The 20,687-nt window shown below is 43.7% G+C and carries 15 protein-coding genes; 9 read left to right on the plus strand and 6 right to left on the minus strand.

Annotated features, from left to right (window positions below):
- Window positions 1-251 precede the first annotated feature (251 nt).
- Window positions 252-3,422 (plus strand): beta-galactosidase, LacZ type, encoded by a 3,171-nt coding sequence (gene lacZ / locus E5358_RS14395; protein WP_135940877.1) that lies wholly within the window; start codon window positions 252-254, stop codon window positions 3,420-3,422.
- Window positions 3,423-3,493: 71 nt separating this feature from the next.
- Complete coding sequence (locus tag E5358_RS14400) at window positions 3,494-4,300, plus strand: DUF4377 domain-containing protein (RefSeq protein WP_168354695.1); 807 nt, start codon at window positions 3,494-3,496, stop codon at window positions 4,298-4,300.
- 276 nt (window positions 4,301-4,576) lie between these two features.
- Here E5358_RS14400 and E5358_RS14405 read toward each other — a convergent pair whose 3' ends face one another.
- From E5358_RS14405 to E5358_RS14420, 4 genes are all read right to left on the minus strand, one after another.
- A complete protein-coding gene (locus tag E5358_RS14405; protein WP_135940878.1) occupies window positions 4,577-5,026 on the minus strand; it encodes a hypothetical protein in 450 nt (149 codons plus the stop codon).
- Window positions 5,007-6,221, minus strand: a complete 1,215-nt coding sequence (locus E5358_RS14410) for an ATP-binding protein (protein ID WP_135940879.1) — start codon at window positions 6,219-6,221, stop codon at window positions 5,007-5,009. Before E5358_RS14410 ends, E5358_RS14405 begins: the two co-directional genes overlap by 20 nt.
- Before the next feature lie 94 nt (window positions 6,222-6,315).
- On the minus strand, window positions 6,316-7,578 hold the full coding sequence (locus E5358_RS14415) for an ABC transporter permease (protein WP_135940880.1): 1,263 nt from the start codon (window positions 7,576-7,578) through the stop codon (window positions 6,316-6,318).
- Window positions 7,575-8,780: a pyridoxal phosphate-dependent aminotransferase gene (locus E5358_RS14420; protein WP_135940881.1), complete on the minus strand. Its 1,206-nt coding sequence runs from the start codon at window positions 8,778-8,780 to the stop codon at window positions 7,575-7,577. The genes E5358_RS14415 and E5358_RS14420 overlap by 4 nt, the downstream gene beginning before the upstream one ends.
- A 260-nt stretch (window positions 8,781-9,040) precedes the next feature.
- Here E5358_RS14420 and ileS point away from each other — a divergent pair, with 260 nt between their 5' ends.
- The 7 genes from ileS (at window position 9,041) to E5358_RS14455 (ending at window position 17,822) form a co-directional block, all read left to right on the plus strand.
- Complete coding sequence (gene ileS, locus E5358_RS14425) at window positions 9,041-12,502, plus strand: isoleucine--tRNA ligase (RefSeq protein WP_135940882.1); 3,462 nt, start codon at window positions 9,041-9,043, stop codon at window positions 12,500-12,502.
- A gap of 54 nt (window positions 12,503-12,556) precedes the next feature.
- Window positions 12,557-13,213 carry a lipoprotein signal peptidase gene (locus E5358_RS14430; protein WP_135940883.1) on the plus strand — a complete coding sequence of 219 codons (657 nt, stop codon included), beginning with the start codon at window positions 12,557-12,559 and terminating at the stop codon, window positions 13,211-13,213.
- A 51-nt stretch (window positions 13,214-13,264) separates the two neighbouring features.
- Window positions 13,265-14,155, plus strand: coding sequence for a DUF4296 domain-containing protein (locus E5358_RS14435; protein WP_168354696.1), 891 nt, complete (start codon window positions 13,265-13,267; stop codon window positions 14,153-14,155).
- A complete protein-coding gene (locus E5358_RS14440) occupies window positions 14,106-14,741 on the plus strand; it encodes a TetR/AcrR family transcriptional regulator (protein ID WP_135940885.1) in 636 nt (211 codons plus the stop codon). The genes E5358_RS14435 and E5358_RS14440 overlap by 50 nt, the downstream gene beginning before the upstream one ends.
- A 3-nt stretch (window positions 14,742-14,744) precedes the next feature.
- A complete protein-coding gene (locus tag E5358_RS14445) occupies window positions 14,745-15,725 on the plus strand; it encodes a Gfo/Idh/MocA family protein (protein ID WP_135940886.1) in 981 nt (326 codons plus the stop codon).
- A gap of 82 nt (window positions 15,726-15,807) precedes the next feature.
- On the plus strand, window positions 15,808-16,932 hold the full coding sequence (locus tag E5358_RS14450; protein WP_135940887.1) for a DUF4421 domain-containing protein: 1,125 nt from the start codon (window positions 15,808-15,810) through the stop codon (window positions 16,930-16,932).
- Window positions 16,929-17,822, plus strand: a complete 894-nt coding sequence (locus E5358_RS14455) for an N-acetylmuramoyl-L-alanine amidase-like domain-containing protein (RefSeq protein WP_135940888.1) — start codon at window positions 16,929-16,931, stop codon at window positions 17,820-17,822. The genes E5358_RS14450 and E5358_RS14455 overlap by 4 nt, the downstream gene beginning before the upstream one ends.
- A 158-nt stretch (window positions 17,823-17,980) precedes the next feature.
- On the opposite strand, the gene E5358_RS14460 is transcribed toward E5358_RS14455, so the two are convergent.
- Window positions 17,981-20,071, minus strand: coding sequence for a TonB-dependent receptor (locus E5358_RS14460; RefSeq protein WP_135940889.1), 2,091 nt, complete (start codon window positions 20,069-20,071; stop codon window positions 17,981-17,983).
- Window positions 20,072-20,184: 113 nt separating this feature from the next.
- Entirely contained in the window at window positions 20,185-20,475 is a 291-nt protein-coding gene (locus E5358_RS14465; protein ID WP_135940890.1) for a hypothetical protein, read from the minus strand.
- Between the last annotated feature and the right edge of the window lie 212 nt (window positions 20,476-20,687).

Below are 20,687 nucleotides of genomic sequence, written 5' to 3' on the forward strand. Positions count from 1 at the left end.
ATATTAAGGTTTGGTCACAATAATATAATAAACCTTTTGGAAAATACGCTGTATTTTTTGTATTTTAGCGAATAATTAACGAATATAAATTAGTTTGAACAAGTTCAATGAAAAAATCAAATTTCTTTCGTCAATTCAGATTTTTTATATACCTTTGCCAAGGAAAAGCCCTGTACCTGTGATTGAGGTTGTTTTTGAGGTGAAAATAGGGCATGAGCGTAGAATAAAGATTGGAACTAAAACCATATAAAATGAAGAATACTATTATCTTGGCAGCACTTGCTTTGTGCTTGCCCACTGGTTCTCAAACCGTTGGCGCAAAGAAGAAAGTCGTGAAGAAATCCCCTGTCGTCGAAGTCCTGAAGCCTACGATGACGGAATGGCATGATTTGCAGGTCAATGAGACAAACCGTCTGCCGGTGCACACCAATCTTTTCTCTTACGAAAGCCGTGAGAAGGCTTTGGGAAGGGATATGAAGAAATCAACAAACTATCTCTCGCTTGAAGGCATTTGGAAGTTCCATTGGGTGGCGAACGCTGACGAGCGACCGACAGACTTTTATCGTTTGGACTACGATGACAGCAAGTGGGGTGAGATTCCTGTGCCCGGAATGTGGGAGTTGAATGGATATGGTGACCCGGTCTATGTCAACACCGGCTTTCCTTGGCGTGGACATTTCAAGGACAACCCACCCGAAGTGCCGGTGAAGGACAATCATGTCGGAACGTACAGGAAGACTTTCACCTTGCCAGCCGGTTGGGACGGGCGGCAGATTGTGGCCCATTTTGGCAGTGTCACTTCCAACATCTATCTGTATGTCAACGGATTGTATGTAGGATATGCCGAGGATTCCAAGATTGCAGCTGAGTTTGATATAACAAAGTATGTGCATTCCGGTGAGAACACCATAGCGTTCCAAGTGTTCCGCTGGTGTGACGGAACGTACAGTGAAGACCAGGATTTCTGGCGTTTGAGTGGTGTTGCGCGTGACAGTTATCTTTATTCACGCTCACTTGTTGCGCATATCGATGATATTCGTGTGACACCGGACCTTGACAGCAAGTACAAGGACGGAACGTTGAGGATAAGGACAACGCTTTCAGGCAATGCAACCGTGGAATACTCTCTTATGAACACTGCTGACAATCAAGCCGTTGCTGTTGCAGAGACGGCTGGCAAAGGACTTGTTGAGACAACAATGGAAATACCTAATCCAAGGAAATGGACGGCAGAGACACCGCATCTGTACACACTCATCGCCACTGTAAAGTCCGGCGGAAAGGTGTGCGATGTGCTTCCTGTGACAGTAGGTTTCCGCAAAGTGGAGATTAAGGACAAGCAGCTTCTTGTCAATGGAGAGCCGATATTGATAAAAGGAGTGAACCGCCATGAATTGGATCCGTATACAGGATATGTCGTATCTGTCGACCGAATGATTGAAGACATAAAGGTGATGAAGAAGAACAACATCAATGCTGTTCGCACATGCCATTATCCAGATTCACCGATTTGGTATGAACTGTGTGACAAATATGGCATTTATGTTTGTGCTGAGGCTAACCAGGAAAGCCACGGATTGTGCTATGATCCTAAGAATTCGCAGGCATCTCTCCCTAAGTTTGCCAAGCAGATATTGCAGCGCAACCAACACAATGTCAGTGCACATTTCAATCATCCGAGTGTCATAATGTGGAGCCTTGGAAACGAGACGGTCGATGGTCCAAACTTTACCGCTGCGTATCAGTGGATAAAGTCGCAAGACTTGTCACGCCCAATCCATTGGGAACCGGCGTGGAATGGCGCAAATACGGACATTCGTTGCCCGATGTACGCTTCACATAGTTGGTGTGAGAACTATCTGAAGGATGCCTCAAACACCAAGCCATTGATACAGTGCGAGTACAGTCATGCCATGGGAAACTCTACGGGTTGTTTCAAGGAATATTGGGATTTGGTGCGCAAATATCCGCAGTATCAGGGTGGCTTTATTTGGGACTTTGCCGACCAGGCACTGCATGGCAAGAATTCCAAGGGCGAGGCTATATATAAATATGGTGGCGACTACAACACCTACGATGCCAGTGACAATAATTTCAACTGTAATGGCATCTTCGGCCCTGACCGTCAGGAAAGTCCTCAAGTGCCGGAAGTTGCATATTTTTATCAGAATATATGGGCAGAGCCTGTTGACATCCGGCAGGGGAGGATAAAGATAAGGAATGAGAACTTCTTCCGTGATTTGTCAAACTACAGCCTTGAATGGCAGCTTATGGAAAACGGAAAGGCTGTGCAGACAGGAGTCATCGACAAACTTGACATTGCTGCCAAGGAGACCAAGGAACTGACTGTGCCGTTCTCGATGAGCAAGATTACTGCCGATAATGCCGAGGTGATGCTCAACATTGAGTTTAAGACCAAGAAGGCTGAGCCGCTTATCCCGTCAGGGCATACTGTGGCACACAAGCAGATTACTGTCATTGAGAACCCTGCATGTGGCAATGCTGTGTTGGCGACAGGCAAATTCAAGAAACTGAAACTCACAGAGGACAAGCAGTCGAACCTTATTGTCGTTGGGAATAATACGTTTACAGTCTCTTTTGACAAGTCAACCGGACTCATACGCCATTATGCAGTCAATGGCACAGACATGCTTGGTGAGGGTGGCACGATACGCCCTAACTTTTGGCGTGCAGTCACCGACAATGATATGGGCGCGCAAATCAATAAGAAGTATGGCAAATGGTGCGCGCCTGAGATGAAACTCTTGTCAGTGGAAGCCGTAAAAGGTAAGAAAAACGAGACTTCTGCAATCATCATTGCAAAATATGAACTGCCTGTTATCGGGGCACAGCTTTCGATGACATACTCCATTGAGAATAGCGGTCAGATAACAATAGAGGAGAAAATGACGGCAGGTGATAAGGACAAGGCTTCCGAAATGTTCCGCTATGGCATGGTGATGGAGTTGCCTTATGATATGGATCGCAGTGAGTACTATGGTCGTGGACCGATAGAAAACTATGCAGATCGCAAACTTTCCCAGAACATCGGACTATACAAACAGACTGTAGATGAGCAGTTCTATCCGTATGTCCGTCCACAGGAGACCGGCACCAAGAGCGACATTCGTTGGTGGAATCAAACTAATTGTGCAGGCATGGGCTTCAGAGTTACGTCGGATAAGCCGTTCTATTGCTCGGCACTCCACTATGCCGTTGAAGACCTTGATGATGGCGAAAGGAAAGAACAGCGCCATGTTCAGGATGTTCCTAAGAGCAAATTCACTAACTTGTACTTGGACAGTGAGCATGCCGGCGTGGGAGGAATAGACAGTTGGTCAGGCAATGCTCGTGCTCTGCCCGAGTATCGCGTGCACTACAACGATAAAACATTCAAAGTGGTTATAACGCCGAACCTATGAAATTGTGCTGCTCTTTGAGAAATGCATAAATGTGATAAAATATTTTTAACCATAAATAATAAGAAAATAACATGAGAAATCTGATCATTCCTTTTCTTGCCATGATTGGTTTGCTAATGACTGCATGCGAAAATGATGAACCGCTTGACAATGTACAATTGATAAGGATGTCTGTTTCAAACGAAACAGGGATTGCGTATGGCTTTATGGGCGAGCCTTATGAGTGCATGCTTGTAATGACTGAGGATAATCCCGGAGTATGGAAACCACTTGCCTTTGGAGCAATCGAAGGCTTTACGTATGAGAAAGGTCATGAGTATTACCTTGAAGTGAAACGGACGATTCTCGCAAATCCTCCACAGGATGCTTCTAGTCGGCAATATTCCCTTGTCCGTATCCTTGAAGACAGGTATACAATAGTGCCGGAAAAGCCTGCTGATAAAGAAGTGAATTCGGAATATGACATTGAATATTATGATATGTGCCCGATTGAGAAGTATGCTGTATCTTCTGAATATATGGTCGATGACAAAGGTCGTATCCATACAGATGATAAGCAAACCGCAGGAATGTCATATGATATGTGCCGTATTTATTTTGAGAATATACTTGATAAGGCAGACCCTAATTTCAATAAATTCAACAGTGTATCCTATATGGCTATATATTCGTATGTCATATCTCCGCTGAGTAATGATATTCGTCTGGTTCGCAATAACTCCCATGGACCAATGTTTGATGAGGTTATCCCTGAAGAAGAGTTCAAATATATATGTGAAACATTGAAACCGGAAGAGGAACTTAAATATGCGCTCGTTCTTGTCAATATCCACAAACAAGGATTGCAAAAGTTGGAGTTCATTGTCAAGAAAAGATAAGTTTGCGATAAGAGAAATTTAGCGTAATGGAGTTTGACGTTACATTATACAACGGAGAGGGCATCGTAATGATGCCCTCTCCGTTGTATAATGCTTGGGTTTCAATCTTGTTTTTTTTGATGATATCGTAATTCTTGTGCTAATGGAGTAATAATGGTAAGAGGGCTTTCCGTTTCGTCATCATTCTCCGAATTTTATTGTCTTTGCAGGGTGGATGTGTGACACAAGGAAACTTGGGATTGAAAGTACAGCCTTCTTGTTAATCCACAAAAAGATTTACAATTTTGGTTCTAAGTGTTCTCCGATATGCAGTTCGCAATTATCCTTTTTCTTCAAAAGGAGTTTTGCATTTTGGATTTTTGTCTTAATGGCAGGAGCTACATTCTTACATACAACGTATGCACATCTCTTTACCTTTTTGTCATCACATCTTAATTTGGGCACAGTGTCCACCAATTGGTTCAAGGCATGAGCAACATCTGTTCCCTTTAACTCTACGAAATGCTCTTGCTCACGTTTGTCAATATCAGGTTCCGGAAAATATGACACTACCAACAAGTTGTCACATTTTGCAGTTGTTCTGTCACTGATTACTCCACCATCGACTTGTACTCTATAGCATGGTTTGTAGTTTTTGTTCAGAAAACTGATTTTTGATTTGTTCTCCTTGAACACAATATTCTTGCTTTGGGTGAGTTTGTAGTGTTTATCTGCAATCTTCATCATATCCCAGTAGTTTGTTGAATTCATTTTGAATGTCAAAAGAGACCGCATCAAGTTTTTCTGCATTGATTAATTTTGTCTCTTTGTCAACAATGTCTGTTGCAATGCCATCCTCTATATAGTAAACAGCGTATGTCCCGGCTTTTAAAGCGATGCTGTTACATGTTCTCTTCTTGTCGATTTGCCCTGCAAGTATGAAGTTGTTGAAAGTGGATAGCATATAAGGGCTATGTGTTGCAATCGTAAGTTGATTATCACCTAAACTTGACACAAGGGATTTTAGCAAATCACATTGAGTGTTTGGGAAAAGATTCTCTTCCGGTTCTTCAATGTAAATGTCGCTGTAGCGGTATTCTGTATAGTTTTCTGCTATGATTTTAAACTCTTCGGCATCCTCTTTTGTCTTGAAATAATATAAATCATCAGAGATACGTGTTGTTACTTTTGCGTTTTTTGTGTCTTTGATTCTGCTTTTGTATAATCTTTCAAGACAATTTTTGTTTTGAATAATGGTTGCGGAATCTCGCAAATCATTGTCGTATGTTCTGTTTGTCAGGCTTTCGATATGCACTAACAGTGGCACGACAGACTGCACTCCGCTTGAAGCATTGGTTAACTCAATATCTTTCCCGGTGGGCAATTTTACAAAGTCGGTTTTGGATTTGTCGTCAAAGTGGTAAGTCACACCGACATTGACGACATTCATTTGGCTTGTTGCGAATTTATTCCTTGCTTTATCCCAATCGACAATAAAGCTTTGCGTATTGTCTTGCCTTAATGATAGGGTCATTATGTTGGGTATTATAGAGACAATATTACGCTCTGCGGGGATGTATGAGAGTTTAGCACGCTTGAATCTGTTAGTGTTGCTTTTTTTGAATTCACATTCAAAAGACTTTGTACTGTTATCGTATGTAAAGCTAAGAAACGAGGAAGAGAAAGATATTTTAGTGTTTGTGCTTTCATATCCATACATTTTATGAAATGCCAGTAGTTGTTTGAGGAAATATTCGTCTTGAGCAAACATATTAACATCGTGCGTCACCATGAGTAGTTTTTCTGCCCATGCACAGTGGCATAATGTCTTCAGAATGCAACTTTTACCTGAACTTTGTGGTCCAATGAAAATATTTATTTTCTGCAATTCAAGGTGTGTCTGCTTGATAGGACCGAAATTATAGATGTCAAGTGTTCTCATGAGTAATTGCTCAAAATTAATTGTATAAATATGAATAATTGATAAACATGCTCATTTCGACAGTTTGTTGTGACTGTCGAAATGGGTGTGTTGCTTATTCTCCGAACTTTATTGTCTTTGCAGGATGGATGTGTGACACGAGGAAACTTGGCACAACGAGCACTAATGTGCAGATGATGAATGTTCCGGCGTTCAGTAGCAGGATGGTTGTGATGTTTAGTTCCACCGGGACTTCTGAGACATAGTATGTGGTCGGGTCAAGTTTTACTAGACCTGTCCATTTCTGCAGCAGGCAAATGCCAATACCAAGGATATTGCCAATGATAAGTCCTTTTGCCATAATGAACATGCCGAACCAAAGAAAAGTGTGGCGTATGAAACTGTTGCGTGAGCCAAGGGCTTTCAGAATACCAATCATCGGCACACGTTCAAGAATGATGATGAGCAGTCCGCTTATCATTGTAACTGAAGCCACGCAAACCATTAATGCGAGTATAATCCACACATTGAGGTCAAGGAGGTCAAGCCATGAAAATATTTGTGGGTTGATTTCCTGTATTGTAGATGATACGAGTGTGTTGCCATAGCTGTCTTTAGTACGGTTCACTTTATGAATCATCCATTTTGCGGTTTCATCTATGTTGCTGAAATTCTTGACAGTCATTTCCACTCCACTGACTTCATCGCTGTCCCAGCCGTTCAGTTTCTGTACAGTATTGAGGTCACAAAACACAGTCGCTTCATCGTATTTTGTGAGATTTGTCTGGTAAATGCCTGATATGACGAATCGCCGCATACGTACGTCATTGTTGCCAAGGAAATAAGCAAATAACTTGTCTTTGACTTTCACTCCAAGTTTGTCTGCCATAATCTTGGAAATGAGAATTTGTGACTGTGTTGGTTGCGTGTTTTTATTATAAATGAATTTAGGGATTGTGCCGTCAATAATGTTTTCAGCAATGAATGTGGAGTCCCATTCTGTCCCGACACCTTTCAGCACAACACCGAGGAAATCGGTGTCGGTTTTCAGCAGTCCCTGTTTTATTGCATATCTTTGTATGTGGTTAATGTCGGGAGCTTTTTGCAGTACAGAAATCATTGAGTCTGATACACAAATCTGCATCATATTGTCATTCTGTATGTTAGAAAAGTTCTGCACGACAATATGGCTTCCGAAGCCAATGACTTTGTCGCGGATAGTGTGCTTGAAGCCAAAGACAACTGCTACTGAAACAATCATTACAGCAAGCCCTATCGCCATACCAAGTGTGGCGATACGGACTGCCGGGAGAGATACCTTTTTTGTGTCTCCAGAGTTGTTATATATCTGTTTTGCAAGGAATTTGCTGAGCATCAGTCCTCCATGATATGTCCGGGATATGCCTCGAGTGCTTTTCTTAACACTATAAGCGCTTTCTCAAGGTCGTCTTTTTTCAGTACGTAAGCGATGCGGACTTGGTTTATTCCGGCACCGGGTGTTGTGTAGAATCCGGCTGCGGGAGCCATCATTACGGTAGCTCCTTCGTATTCAAATGACTCAAGGCACCAACGGCAGAACTTCTCCGCATCATCGACAGGTAGCTTTGCCACAGTGTAGAATGCTCCCATAGGGATAGGGGAGTACACTCCCGGGATTCTGTTGAGACCATCGACAAGACATTTGCGTCGCTCCACGTATTCGTCATAAACGTCTCTGTGGTATTCCTCAGGAGCATCGAGTGAGGCTTCTGCAACAAGCTGACCGATAAGAGGAGGGGAAAGACGTGCCTGGCAGAATTTCATCACTGCGGCACGCACCTCAGCATTCTTGGTTATCAGTGCACCAATACGTATGCCGCATTCGGAATAACGTTTTGAAACAGAGTCGATAAGCACGACATTTTCCTCTATGCCTTCCAAGTGGCAGGCAGAAATATATGGCGAGCCGGTATAGATATATTCGCGATAGACTTCATCGGAGAACAGGTACAAATCATATTTCTTTACAAGGTCGCGGATTTGGTTCATTTCACGTCGTGTGTAAAGATAACCTGTAGGATTGTTCGGGTTGCAGATCATGATTGCACGTGTGCGCTCATTGATAAGTTCCTCGAATTTCTCCACTTTTGGAAGTGAGAATCCTTCTTCTATTGTTGTGGCTATCGTACGTATTTTTGCCCCGGCAGAAATAGCAAATGCCATGTAATTAGCATAAGCGGGCTCAGGGACAATGATTTCGTCTCCCGGGTTCAGGCATGCCAAGAATGAGAACAACACCGCCTCAGAACCGCCTGCAGTGATTATGATGTCATCAGCGGAAACATTGATGTTGAACTTTTTATAATAGCCTACAAGTTTCTCTCTGTAAGAAAGATAGCCTTGTGATGGAGAGTATTCGAGAATTGTACGGTCTATATTCTTCAAGGCATTGAGACCTTCCTGTGGGGTTGGGAGGTCAGGTTGTCCGATGTTCAGATGATAGACCTTTGTGCCGCGTTTCTTTGCTGCGGCTGCCAGAGGTGCCAGCTTTCTGATTGGCGATTCCGGCATCTCGTGGCCTCGGATTGAAATCTTTGGCATATTGGGATTTTTTTTGATTTGTGAATAATTGCACGACTCCCTTCGTAGGGTGTCTATATTATTGGCAAAGGTAATGCTTTTTTCTGATGTCACCAAATATTTATGGGAATTTTAATTTCTTTGTTATTAAAAAGGGAGAAACGTTTTGTCAAGTCAGAGAAAATTGCTAATTTTGCATCCTAATATATGTGCGTGCGATAAGATGCGATAAGACGAGTACGCATGGATGGATTTAGGAAGAAACAAAAACAATATAGAAAATGGCAAAGAAATTCGCTGAACACAAGAATCTTAATCTGACAGATGTCAATAACGAGGTTCTTGCTTTATGGAAGGAAAAAGATGTCTTCCACAAGAGTATAAATGAAAAAGAAGGCAGTCCGCAGTTCGTGTTTTTTGAAGGACCTCCGTCTGCAAACGGTCATCCCGGCATTCATCATGTCATGGGACGTACTATCAAGGATACATTCCTTCGTTATAAGACAATGAAGGGCTATCAGGTGAAGCGTAAGGCGGGCTGGGATACACATGGCTTGCCTGTTGAGCTTTCTGTGGAAAAGAGCCTTGGCATAACAAAGGAGGATATCGGCAAAAAAATCAGCGTTGACGAATACAATGATGCTTGCCGCAAGAATGTGATGATGTATACAGACGAATGGACCCAGCTTACTGACAAGATGGGGTATTTCGTGGACCTTGAACATCCTTATGTCACTTATGATATTAAATACATAGAGTCCCTTTGGTGGCTCCTGAAGCAGTTGTATAACAAAGGATTGCTGTACAAAGGATACACCATACAGCCATATTCTCCTGCAGCGGGTACGGGATTGTCATCCCATGAGCTTAACCAGCCGGGTTGTTATCGCGATGTAAAGGATACTGTCGTGACTGCTCAATTTGAAGTTACTGATGAAAATCCGCTTGGCATAGGAACAGAACTTCCACTTTATTTCCTTGCATGGACAACAACTCCATGGACATTGCCTTCAAACACAGCATTGTGTGTCGGTCCAAAGATTGACTATGTTGCGGTGAAAGGCAATAATCCATATAGTGGTGAAGAGGCTGTGTACATACTTGCGGAAAGTCTCTTGAGCTCTTATTTCCAACCGACAAAGGACGAAGAAGGCAATGAAATCCCTGTAGAAATCATTTGGCGCGGCAAAGGACCTGACCTTGTGGGCATTCATTATCGCCAATTGATGCCGTGGGTGAAGCCTTGCGCTTTGGAAGACGGAAAGATTGTCGCAAAAGAATCGGAAGCATTCCGTGTAATTCTTGGTGATTATGTTACAACCGAGGATGGTACAGGTATCGTGCATATAGCACCGACATTTGGTGCTGATGACGCAAAGGTGGCAAAAGATGCCGGTATTCCTTCTCTGTTCATAATCGATAAGGCAGGAGACACTCGTCCGATGGTTGATTTCCAGGGCAAGTATTTCGTTAATGACGATATGAACGAGGAGTTTGTCAATACCTGCGTAAATGAAAGCTACTGGAAGCATTCCGGTGACTATGTCAAGAATGCATACGCCCCTAAGTATAATGCCGATGGCAAATATGACGAAAAGGCAGCCCTGAAAGACATGGACCTTAATGTCGTCATTTGCCTTGAAATGAAAGCAGAAGGCAGTGCGTTCAAGATTGAGAAGCATGTCCACAATTATCCTCATTGCTGGCGTACGGACAAACCTGTGCTTTACTATCCTCTTGATTCTTGGTTTATCAGGTCAACAGCGAAAAAAGAGCGTATGTTTGAACTGAACCAAACAATAAACTGGCATCCGGAGTCAACGGGTTCAGGACGTTTTGGCAAATGGCTTGAGAATCTTAACGACTGGAACCTTTCGCGTTCTCGTTATTGGGGAACACCGCTTCCAATATGGCGCAACCGTGATACAAAGGAAGAAATATGCATCGGTTCTCTTGAGGAACTATATGATGAGATAGAGAAATCTGTCGCTGCAGGTGTCATGGAGAGCAATCCTTTGAAAGACAAAGGTTTTGTTCCCGGTGACATGTCACAGGAAAACTATGACAAGATTGATATCCATCGCCCTTATGTGGACTATATCAAACTTGTCGGTAAGGACGGCTCTGTGCTGACCCGTGAGCTTGACCTCATTGATGTATGGTTTGATTCCGGTGCAATGCCTTATGCTCAGATTCACTATCCGTTTGAGAATAAGGAGGCTTTGGACTCACGCAGTGTTTATCCGGCGGACTTCATTGCGGAAGGTGTTGACCAGACACGCGGTTGGTTCTTTACACTCCATGCCATAGCAACAATGGTATTTGACTCTGTGGCGTATAAGAATGTCATTTCCAATGGTCTTGTACTCGATAAGAATGGCGTGAAGATGTCCAAGCGTCTCGGCAATGTCATCAATCCTTTTGATTGTATAGCGAAGTATGGTACAGACCCGGTTCGTTGGTATATGGTGACAAACTCTTCACCATGGGATAACCTGTCTTTTGACCCAGATGGCGTGAAAGAGGTGACAAGTTCCTTCTTTATCAAGCTTCATCAGGCATATTCGTTCTTCACACTGTATGCTAATGTAGATGGCTTTGACTATTCTGATGCAGATGTGCTATTTGAGGAGCGTCCTGATTTTGACCGTTGGCTGCTTTCTGAGCTGAACACTCTTGTCAAGGATGTTGATAAATATCTTTCTGACTATGATGTGACTCCGGCAGGAAGACTCATCCAGTCGTTTGTTGTGGACAAACTGTCAAATTGGTACATCCGCCTGAACAAGAAGCGCTTCTGGGGTGGTGGTATGACTCAGGACAAACTGTCTGCTTATCAGACATTATATATATGTCTTGATACGCTTGCTCGTCTTGTCGCTCCAATCTCACCATTCTATGCGGACAGACTGTTCTTGGATTTGAATGCTGTTACAGGAAAGGATTCGGCAGAGAGTGTTCATCTTGCTGAGTTCCCAAATGCGGATGAGTCAAAGATTGACACAGAGCTTGAGCACGCCATGCAAGTTGCCATGCAGGTGACATCCATGGTTCTCTCATTGCGCAAGAAAGTCAAGATTCCTGTGATCCAAGCATTGCAGATGATATCTATACCTGCAACAAACGCAGAGATGCGCAAGTGTGTTGAGCGTATGGCGTCAGTAATTCTTGCAGAGACAAATGTCAAAGAACTTACATTTATAGAGAGTGGTGCCGGAGTGCTTGTGAAAAAGGTTAAGTGTAACTTCCGCACAATGGGCAAGAAGTTTGGCAAACTTATGAAGGATGTCAATGCTGCTGTCATGGCAATGACTCAGGAACAGATTGCAGAACTTGAAGAAAACGGTTCTGTCAACCTGAATGTTGCTGACACTGTTGCCCTGATTGAGCGTGAGGATGTTGAGATTATCTCAGAGGACATTCCGGGCTGGACAATAGCACAGGAAGGTACAATTACTGTGGCACTGGACATCAATATCACTCCGGAACTTCGTGAGGAAGGTCTTTCCCGTCTTGTCATAAAGCGTATTCAGGCTATCCGTAAGGACAGTGGTTTGGAGATTACCGACCGCATTGTAGTTACAATAGAGGAGAAGCCGGAGCTTGCCGGAGTAATCAATCACTTTGGAGAGCATATTTCAGCACAGGTTCTTGCAAACGAGATAACTCTTGGTGACGCTACAGAAGGAATAGAGTCCGAGCTTGGAGATTTCAGTGCTAAGATACTTGTTGTCAAGGCTTGATGCTTTCCTGTTGAATCGTTTAATCAAGCGGCATTGTCGCTCGTAATAAAAAAAATGCTGGATAAAAAGAAGAAAACTCAGGGAATTGTCGCGTTCTTATTGTTCGCGTCAATTCTCATTATAGACCAATTGATAAAGATAGAGGTAAAGACTTCTATGTCACTTTATGAAAGTCATGAGGTGACATCATGGTTCTATATCACTTTCGTTGAGAACAATGGAATGGCTTATGGCATGACTTTCATACCGAAGTATGCCTTAAGCATATTCCGTCTTGTTGCAATCTGTGTTATTGGCTGGTATTTGTGCCGGCAGATTGTAAAAGGAGCACGGTGGTTGTACATTGTCCTTCTGTCATTGGTTCTTGCCGGCGCGACTGGAAATCTTGTTGACTGCATGTTCTATGGAATGTGTTTCACACAGTCAACGCCGGATTATGTATCATATCTTGTACCTTTCGGGGAAGGATATTCCGGATTCCTTACAGGAAAGGTGGTCGATATGTTTTACTTTCCGCTTATTGTGAGCACATATCCGGAGTGGATTCCGTATTTCGGTGGACAGCCTTTCATCTTTTTCCAGCCTGTTTTCAATTTTGCAGATGCAAGCATAAGTTGCTCTGTTGTAGCTCTGTTGCTATTCTGCAGAAAAGAGTTGTCAGAGATAGGGACAATGTCGGGAAGTGCGAAAAACTCCAATACAGACAAATAAAAAATGTACATTATCAGGCGAATACTATTGAAAAGAAATATTATTTACATATTGCTGATACTGGTATTGTTGATGGCTTGTGAGTCGTCACGCCCTTCGTATGTACTTGATTCCGATGAAATGGAAGGTGTGCTCTATGATGTTCACAGGGCGCATTTCTCATACTCGGACTACAATGATCGTGGAGATGGTGCACGTCAGTACGCATTGTTCTTGAACGTATTGAAAAAGCATGATGTGACACAAGAGGAGTGGGACTCGTCGATGGTTTACTATACACGTAATGCCCATGATTTGGAGCGTATATACGAACGGCTTTTTGAACGTGTGAACAGTGAGGCATCTGCAATGGGAGCAGGTGTTGGTGAGTTGTCCGATACTACTGATGTTTGGAATGCGGAAAGACAATTGCTGTTATTTGACTATGCTCCTTATACAACAAAGACATGGAAAATAGAAACAGACTCAATTCTTTCTCCCGGTGACCGCGTCACATTGCGTTTCTCCGGTTTGTTCCTTTCTGAAAATGTCGGGCGTTATGTGACTGCTGTTCTTGCGCTTCGTTTGGCTAACGACAGTGTTGTCGTACGCAACACTACTTGCTCAATGTCCGGTCCCAACACACTTGTTGCCTCTGATGAGGGAAATTTGGGAATCAAGTCTGTTTTCGGAATGTTTATGATGCACAAGACAACTCCTTCCTCTAATAGTACATTACCGGAAACAGCGCAGCATCAGATATTCTCAATTTATGATATTCGCCTTACCCATGAGGCAACCGCAACCAAGAGTTTGCCGGAGCCGCCACGAGATAAAGCCGAACTGCCAATGCAGGCAAGAACGACAGACACCTTAAGCACGCCAATAAAAGAACCTCTAAACATTAAGCAGCATGGCACGAAAACCCGCCTCAACGCATTACCGCAACGAGTTACAGAATAACATACTTACAGAGGCGTACAAATTATTTATGAAGTATGGGATTCGCGCTGTCAAAATGGATGAGATAGCGCACAATCTTGGTATTTCCAAGCGTACGCTTTATGAGATATATTCCAATAAAGAGGATGTTGTTCTTGAAAGCCTGAAATTGCATGTGGAGACATCCAAGCGTCATTTGTATGCAAGAATCAGTAATACAGATGATTCAATGGATATCCTTACAGAATTCTTCAAAATCAGGTTCAATGAGATAAAAGAAACGAACCCTTGCTTTTTTGATGATATTCGAATGTACCCGCGCGTATTGGAGTTTTTTGAGCAAAACAGGAATGAGCATAAGGCGCAAACGTATGAGTTCTTTAGGAAGGGGCAAGAGCAAGGATATTTTATGGGGGGGCTGACATTTGACATCATAACGGACATAAGCGATACTATAACAGATGTGTTTTTCACTAAGTATGTGAAAAAGCCATATCCGCTCAAGGATATCCTGCAGGTAATGATGATATTCTGTGTCCGCAGTATATGTACAATAAAAGGAATAGAGCGTCTTGACAAAACTCTCTTAAGTGAAAATCAGCAATAATGTATGAAGAAGATAAAATGGGGTTTTATAGGATGTGGTGAGGTTACAGAAAAGAAAAGCGGTCCTGCCTTCGCGGAGATAGAAGGATCGGAAGTCGTGGCTGTTATGAGCCGCACCAAAGAACGTGCACATAGCTATGCCATGCGCCATAATATAAAAAGGTGGTACACGGATGCTGCAGAATTGATTAACGACCCGGAAGTGAATGCAGTATATGTTGCCACTCCACCGGCTTCACATCCTATTTATTGCATCATGGCAATGAATGCAGGAAAGCCAGTCTATGTTGAGAAGCCGCTTGCAGCAAGTTATGATGATTGTGCACGTATCAACCATGTTTCACTGACAACAGGTGCTCCATGCTTTGTTGCATATTATCGTCGCTATCTTCCTTATTTCCTGAAAGTGAAGGAGATCGTGCAGTCTAATGTGATAGGTGAGATACAGAATGTGCAGATTCGCTATTCTTGCCCTCCACGAAAAGAAGATATGAATCCTGCGAATCTGCCATGGCGTGTCAAGGCGTCTGTGGCAGGGGGAGGATATTTCTATGATATGGCTCCGCATCAGCTGGATTTGCTTCAGGAATTGTTTGGTCTGATAACCCATGCTCGTGGCTATTCTGCCAATCGCGGAGGGCTGTACGAAGCTGAGGACAGTGTCAGTGCTTGTTTCCAGTTTGAAAGTGGTCTTGTCGGCTCCGGCTCATGGTGCTTCGTCGGACATGAATCCCATAACGAGGATCGTATAGAGATACTTGGCAGCAAAGGCACACTTTGCTTCTCGGTGTTCAATTTCGCTCCTATACATCTGCGTACGCCGGAAGGCTTCATGGAGTTTGACATTCCTAACCCGGAGCATGTGCAGCAACCGCTGATTCAGACTATCGTGGAAACGCTGCAAGGCACTAACACATGTGATTGTACAAGCCTTTCCGTGACACCGGTCAATTGGGTGCTTGATCGCATACTGAAGAAAATATAAACACAAGCATAAGCAACAGCTATTTCCAATTATAGTGCGATAGGGGAGAGGGCTGCTACAGTAAGAGAAAACACTCGCATAAATGATACGAATCGTCCACATATTATTAATGTTATTTCTGTGCGGAGCCGGTTTTGCACAGGACGATTCCACTGTTGTCGAGAAGGAGAAGAAACCTTCTTTTTTTCGCAAGATAGGCAAGGGTATCTCAATGTTTATCAAGGAGTTTGATACTGTTGACACAAACTATATAGAGCCTCAGCATTATAAGTTCCAGGCAATGCTTCAGTCGACAAGCAATCTTGAGGATTTTGAAATCAAGCATAAGGACGGTGCGTCTGTAACATTTTCACCTAAGACAACAACAAAGATAGGTCCTTATGCCGGCTATTCCCTCATCTTTCTCGGCTATACGCTGCAGTTCAACAACCTTCACATTGCCGATAACGCAAAGACTTTCAACCTCAGTCTCTACACAGCCCTCTTCGGTGTGGATTTCTACTACCGCAAGATTTCGGACTTTCTCATGACAGATGTCAGAGCGGCGGATGGCAGCACTGTTGATGTCTCACCTCTTGTTGACAAGCGCTTTGACGGCTTTGATGTTAAGCGCTGGGGGTATAATGTCTACTATATCTTCAATCACCGCAAGCACAGCTATCCGGCAGCCTACAACCAGTCTACTTGTCAGCGGCGTTCCGCAGGCTCACCATTGGCAGGCATCGGCTATTCAAAATACTCGTTGTCATTGAATTGGAACCGAATCGTGGAGATAGCTTCCGAATATATTCCGGACTATAAGGACAAAATGGACGGACTGGAGTTCTTCGAGAACATTGACTACAGCTGCTACTCCTTGTATGGTGGATATTCCTATAATTGGGTGTTTGCACGCAATTGGACTCTCGGTGCATCGCTGACGGCAGCACTTACCTACAACAAGTCAAGTGGAGAGCAGATGCGCCTTGAGAAATTCTTTGAAGATTTCAAATTCTCCAATGTGAGTTTCGATGGTGTCGGACGCGTAGGAATAGTGTGGAACAATACACGTTGGTTTGCCGGAGTCTCGGGACAAGTCCATTCCTTCGCATACGAGAAAGCCCATTTCTCACTCCGTAACACCTTCGGAAACATCAATGTCTATTTTGGACTTAACTTCGGAAAGAAGAAACGTTATCGCACACCGGGAAAGTTTTTTGAATTATGAGAAAAATACTATTGCTTTTGTTTCTCTTAGCAATGCTTCACGATGCCTCTGCCCAGATAGTATTTAAACCATCGGACAAGGCATACGTCGAGAAACTCTTAAAGTCATCCGCATCATGGCGCACAAAGCCAATGTCGGAAACTGTCATTCATTTTGCACGACTGCTGAAAGGAATCCCCTACGTAGGCGGCACGCTGGATAAAGGCAAGGAAGAACAACTTGTCGTGAACCTTCGTGAACTCGACTGCACAACTTATGTTGAGACAGTCATGGCTCTTGCTGCCTGCACACAGCGTGGCGAGACATCATTCGATGACTATTGCCGCCATCTGAGAGAGATACGCTATGCCGGCGGTAGGGTGGAGTATACTGCACGCAAGCATTATTTCACTTATTGGATGGAAGAGAATGAGCGTCAGGGCATTGTCTCATGCACAGAACCGTCGCTGTCGGACATAAAGACAGGAAAACATCCGTTCACCGCATGGCAGGATTTCGCAAAAACTCCCGTGAACTACATGTCTACACATGTTTCTTCCTACAAGATGCTCTCCGCACATCCGGAATGGCTGCCGGGCATAAAGCGCATGGAAAAGACAATGGCAGGCAAACGCTACCAATATATTCCGAAGGCTGCCTTGGGAAAGTCAAACATCAGTCTCCTGCGTCGCTACATCAAGGATGGCGACATCATCGCCATAATTACCTCAAAGAAAGGACTTGACACATCTCACATAGGCATTGCCGTATGGCATGCGGACGGTCTCCACATGCTCAACGCTTCACAAATCCATAAGAAAGTAGTGGAAGAGCCAATGACGCTTTATGCCTACATGCATAAGCACCCATCCCAGCTTGGCATCCGTCTTTGCAGAATGAATGGCAAGTGAAAGGGGCATTTTCCCGATGTATTGGATAGAGAATATCAATGTTTTAGGTTGTAACTCTCAATATGATATACTGACAATGTCAATATGGTAAATAGAGGGTCTCAATATCGCATATTGAGACCCTCTATATGGTAAATCGGGAAATGGCGTTTTGTGCACTATTTTAATATAGCCGATGACGCACCTGACTGTTCTCCGACCTCATTGCCTCGCTGTATCTGTTTTCCATAGCCGAAGGTGTATGTGGCGGTGAGGTTTATGCGTGGGTGACAAGTCGTGCCTATGAGTGTCTGACGTCCGGAATAATATGGTGAAGCAGTCTCATTGACAGCACTTTCCCAACCCTTGTTAAAGAAATTTGCTGCCATGGCACGCAAGTTCCAGTTTGCCTTTGCCCATCCGATAGTGACACTGTGGAAGTTTGTTCCACGGTTGATGCGCGGAGAAGCTGTAAACATAGATTTCTGAGGGCTGTCGTAATAGCCTTGCAAATAAATGTTGCCAAGGTAGCATGTTGCCTGCGCTGTGAACAGGAATGGGTTGTATGTACGGTTATACATTCCCGTCGATTTGTAGAAAGCTTGTTTCGGGTTGGCATAGAGCTGGAACTTATCGCTGAAAAGTTTCAATGTTACGGCAATGCCGACCTCACCATTCAGATAGTCCCCATCATTGATGTATGTGCGCAGCAATGATTTTCCTTCCTGATAGGGCATGTATGTCAGCAGCATCCTGTCGTACATGCCAAAGAAACGCCCATAGCTGCTCATGCTGAAAGTGTTTGACGGCATCCATGTATGCGTAAGGTAGACTGTGGTGTGGCGGCTGTTTTCCAATAGTGGGTTGCCCGAGATGTACATCAGTTCGTTGTCCTTCAGGATGTCGGAAGACTTTTCTGAAATGCCGGGGCTGTTTGTGGCATATTGGAAATATGCCGAAAGCATGCTTTTCCGATTCAGGGAATGTCTTGCGCTGATGTGCGTGAACGGGTATGTGTCGTTGTGCTTCTGTCCGTTGATGTCGCTGCCTTCCCATGCAAGTCCTGCATCAATGCTCACCGAGGTCTTGTTTGATGCGAAATTGTAGCCGAGTGTTCCAGAGACGAAGGCATTGTGGAATTTGTTTGTGAACCCCTCGTTGTCGGTATAAGTCAGGCGGTTGATGATGTCACCGCCGTCGCATCCGACCATTATGGAGTGCTGCTTTCCGAACTTTTTGCGGAGATAAGCATCTATGCGATAGTTGTATGCGTTTTCCTTAGCGTGGCGATGTATGCAGGGCTGCCCAGTCGCTATGTATTCGGTGCGGTCGTTGCCGTGAGTATAATTGAATGTGGGCGAAATGTCAACGGAAAAATTGTGTGGAAGTGCAAAGAAATATGTGCCGGAGTAAGAGAGTGAATTAGACCTGTTGGGGTTCTTCTGCTCAAATCCGTATCCGTTGCCGGTATTGGGAGAATATGTGAGTTCTCCGGAATATTCGTTTGTCGGTATGTCGCTGTGACTGAATGCTATAAGGTTTCGGATTTGCACTTTCTCGCTGTTGTATGTGGCGCGGAAAGTCACGGGAAATTGGTTTTTCTTGTAATGCGAGCTTTGCAGCGATTCTGTTCTTGTCACGGAATAAGGCTTGCCGTCATTGTCTGCCAGCAGATAAGTGCCTTCGGTCGAATTGCCTATGTGGCGGTTGTCCCAGTTGTTGGCTCCGGCATATAAGTCGTAAGTCATCTTCTTATAGGTGAATTTGGAGAAGAGATTGACACGGCTTGACAGTCCGGTGAGGAAATTCTCGTTTGCCGTAATTTTTGTGTAGCCGCCATAGGCATACTCCTGCACAATGATGTTTATCACCCTTTCTGCTCCGCGAAAGCGTGGGTCAGTCGGAAATTCAAGATATTCCACGCGCCTTACGTCTGCCGTACGCATTCCTTCCATTTCCTCTTTTGATGCCTTTAGGAAGTTGATGTATATGGCGACCTCCCCTCCCATGTTGTCAGTGACATTTTGGTTTGTAGGATTTATTTTGATTTGTGGTATTGCCATGTGCTGCAGTAGGTCCACTGCGTTCTGTGCAGCGTTTTTCTGCTTTCCGGTCGGAATGTAGGACGATGATTTGGCGGATGTCCGCTGCATCTGAGCTTCTACGATGATTTCATTTAGATTCTGCACCTTTATAGTGTCTGTGTGTCTGTGTGCAGAAAGTTGCAGCGTGCTTGCTGCAAGCATGACCGATGTGACGAGTTTTTCCATGGTAATACGTATTGTTGAACTTTTGTGTTGCAGGCTTTCCGAAGAAAAGATTCCTAACAATGGCGCAAAGGTACGAATAAAATCGAGAACAGCATCATTTTTAATGGATTTTTTTAGTGTGGTTGACAAAAAGGTTGTGCTTTATCCAGCCTGCCATTCTCGAATATCAAGTCATCAAGATACCCTGTAGTGTCATTCGTCTGTATCTGGTTCTTGGTGAACTTTACGGTTGTATTTATGGGCACAACGATGTTGTCCACAGCAGTTCTGTGGATTCTCCGCAGCTTTATGCCATTGGCATCATAGGCATATTCTGTCTGACCACCGTTTGTGAACTGTATAAGCCATGGTGTTCCCCAATAATTGTAGCTTATTTTTGCAATCCCTTTGTTGGCGTTACTCATCAAGGATCGTATGTGTATTTTGGATGATAATCCATTACATCATTAATTGATGTATCCATTCAATGCTTCCCCACTTTAAATAACACTTTTACATAGCTCTTCATATTTAAATATCTTTTAAAACTTTCTTTTTTATCAAGTCCATCAAGGTAATATTTACGCGAGTTCGGGATAAGAAAGTCCCCGAAAAAGTTGGTAATCTCGCAAATATT

The organism is Palleniella muris (assembly GCF_004792655.1).
GTDB lineage: Bacteria > Bacteroidota > Bacteroidia > Bacteroidales > Bacteroidaceae > Prevotella > Prevotella muris_A.

Excerpts from the sequence above, each read along its gene's own strand:
- lacZ (WP_135940877.1), top strand. The coding sequence starts at position 252 with ATGAAGAATACTATTATCTTGGCAGCACTTGCTTTGTGCTTGCCCACT.
- E5358_RS14400 (WP_168354695.1), top strand. The coding sequence starts at position 3,494 with ATGAGAAATCTGATCATTCCTTTTCTTGCCATGATTGGTTTGCTAATG.
- E5358_RS14405 (WP_135940878.1), bottom strand. The coding sequence starts at position 5,026 with ATGATGAAGATTGCAGATAAACACTACAAACTCACCCAAAGCAAGAAT.
- E5358_RS14410 (WP_135940879.1), bottom strand. The coding sequence starts at position 6,221 with ATGAGAACACTTGACATCTATAATTTCGGTCCTATCAAGCAGACACAC.
- E5358_RS14420 (WP_135940881.1), bottom strand. The coding sequence starts at position 8,780 with ATGCCAAAGATTTCAATCCGAGGCCACGAGATGCCGGAATCGCCAATC.
- ileS (WP_135940882.1), top strand. The coding sequence starts at position 9,041 with ATGGCAAAGAAATTCGCTGAACACAAGAATCTTAATCTGACAGATGTC.
- E5358_RS14430 (WP_135940883.1), top strand. The coding sequence starts at position 12,557 with ATGCTGGATAAAAAGAAGAAAACTCAGGGAATTGTCGCGTTCTTATTG.
- E5358_RS14440 (WP_135940885.1), top strand. The coding sequence starts at position 14,106 with ATGGCACGAAAACCCGCCTCAACGCATTACCGCAACGAGTTACAGAAT.
- E5358_RS14445 (WP_135940886.1), top strand. The coding sequence starts at position 14,745 with ATGAAGAAGATAAAATGGGGTTTTATAGGATGTGGTGAGGTTACAGAA.
- E5358_RS14450 (WP_135940887.1), top strand. The coding sequence starts at position 15,808 with ATGATACGAATCGTCCACATATTATTAATGTTATTTCTGTGCGGAGCC.
- E5358_RS14455 (WP_135940888.1), top strand. The coding sequence starts at position 16,929 with ATGAGAAAAATACTATTGCTTTTGTTTCTCTTAGCAATGCTTCACGAT.
- E5358_RS14460 (WP_135940889.1), bottom strand. The coding sequence starts at position 20,071 with ATGGAAAAACTCGTCACATCGGTCATGCTTGCAGCAAGCACGCTGCAA.
- E5358_RS14465 (WP_135940890.1), bottom strand. The coding sequence starts at position 20,475 with ATGAGTAACGCCAACAAAGGGATTGCAAAAATAAGCTACAATTATTGG.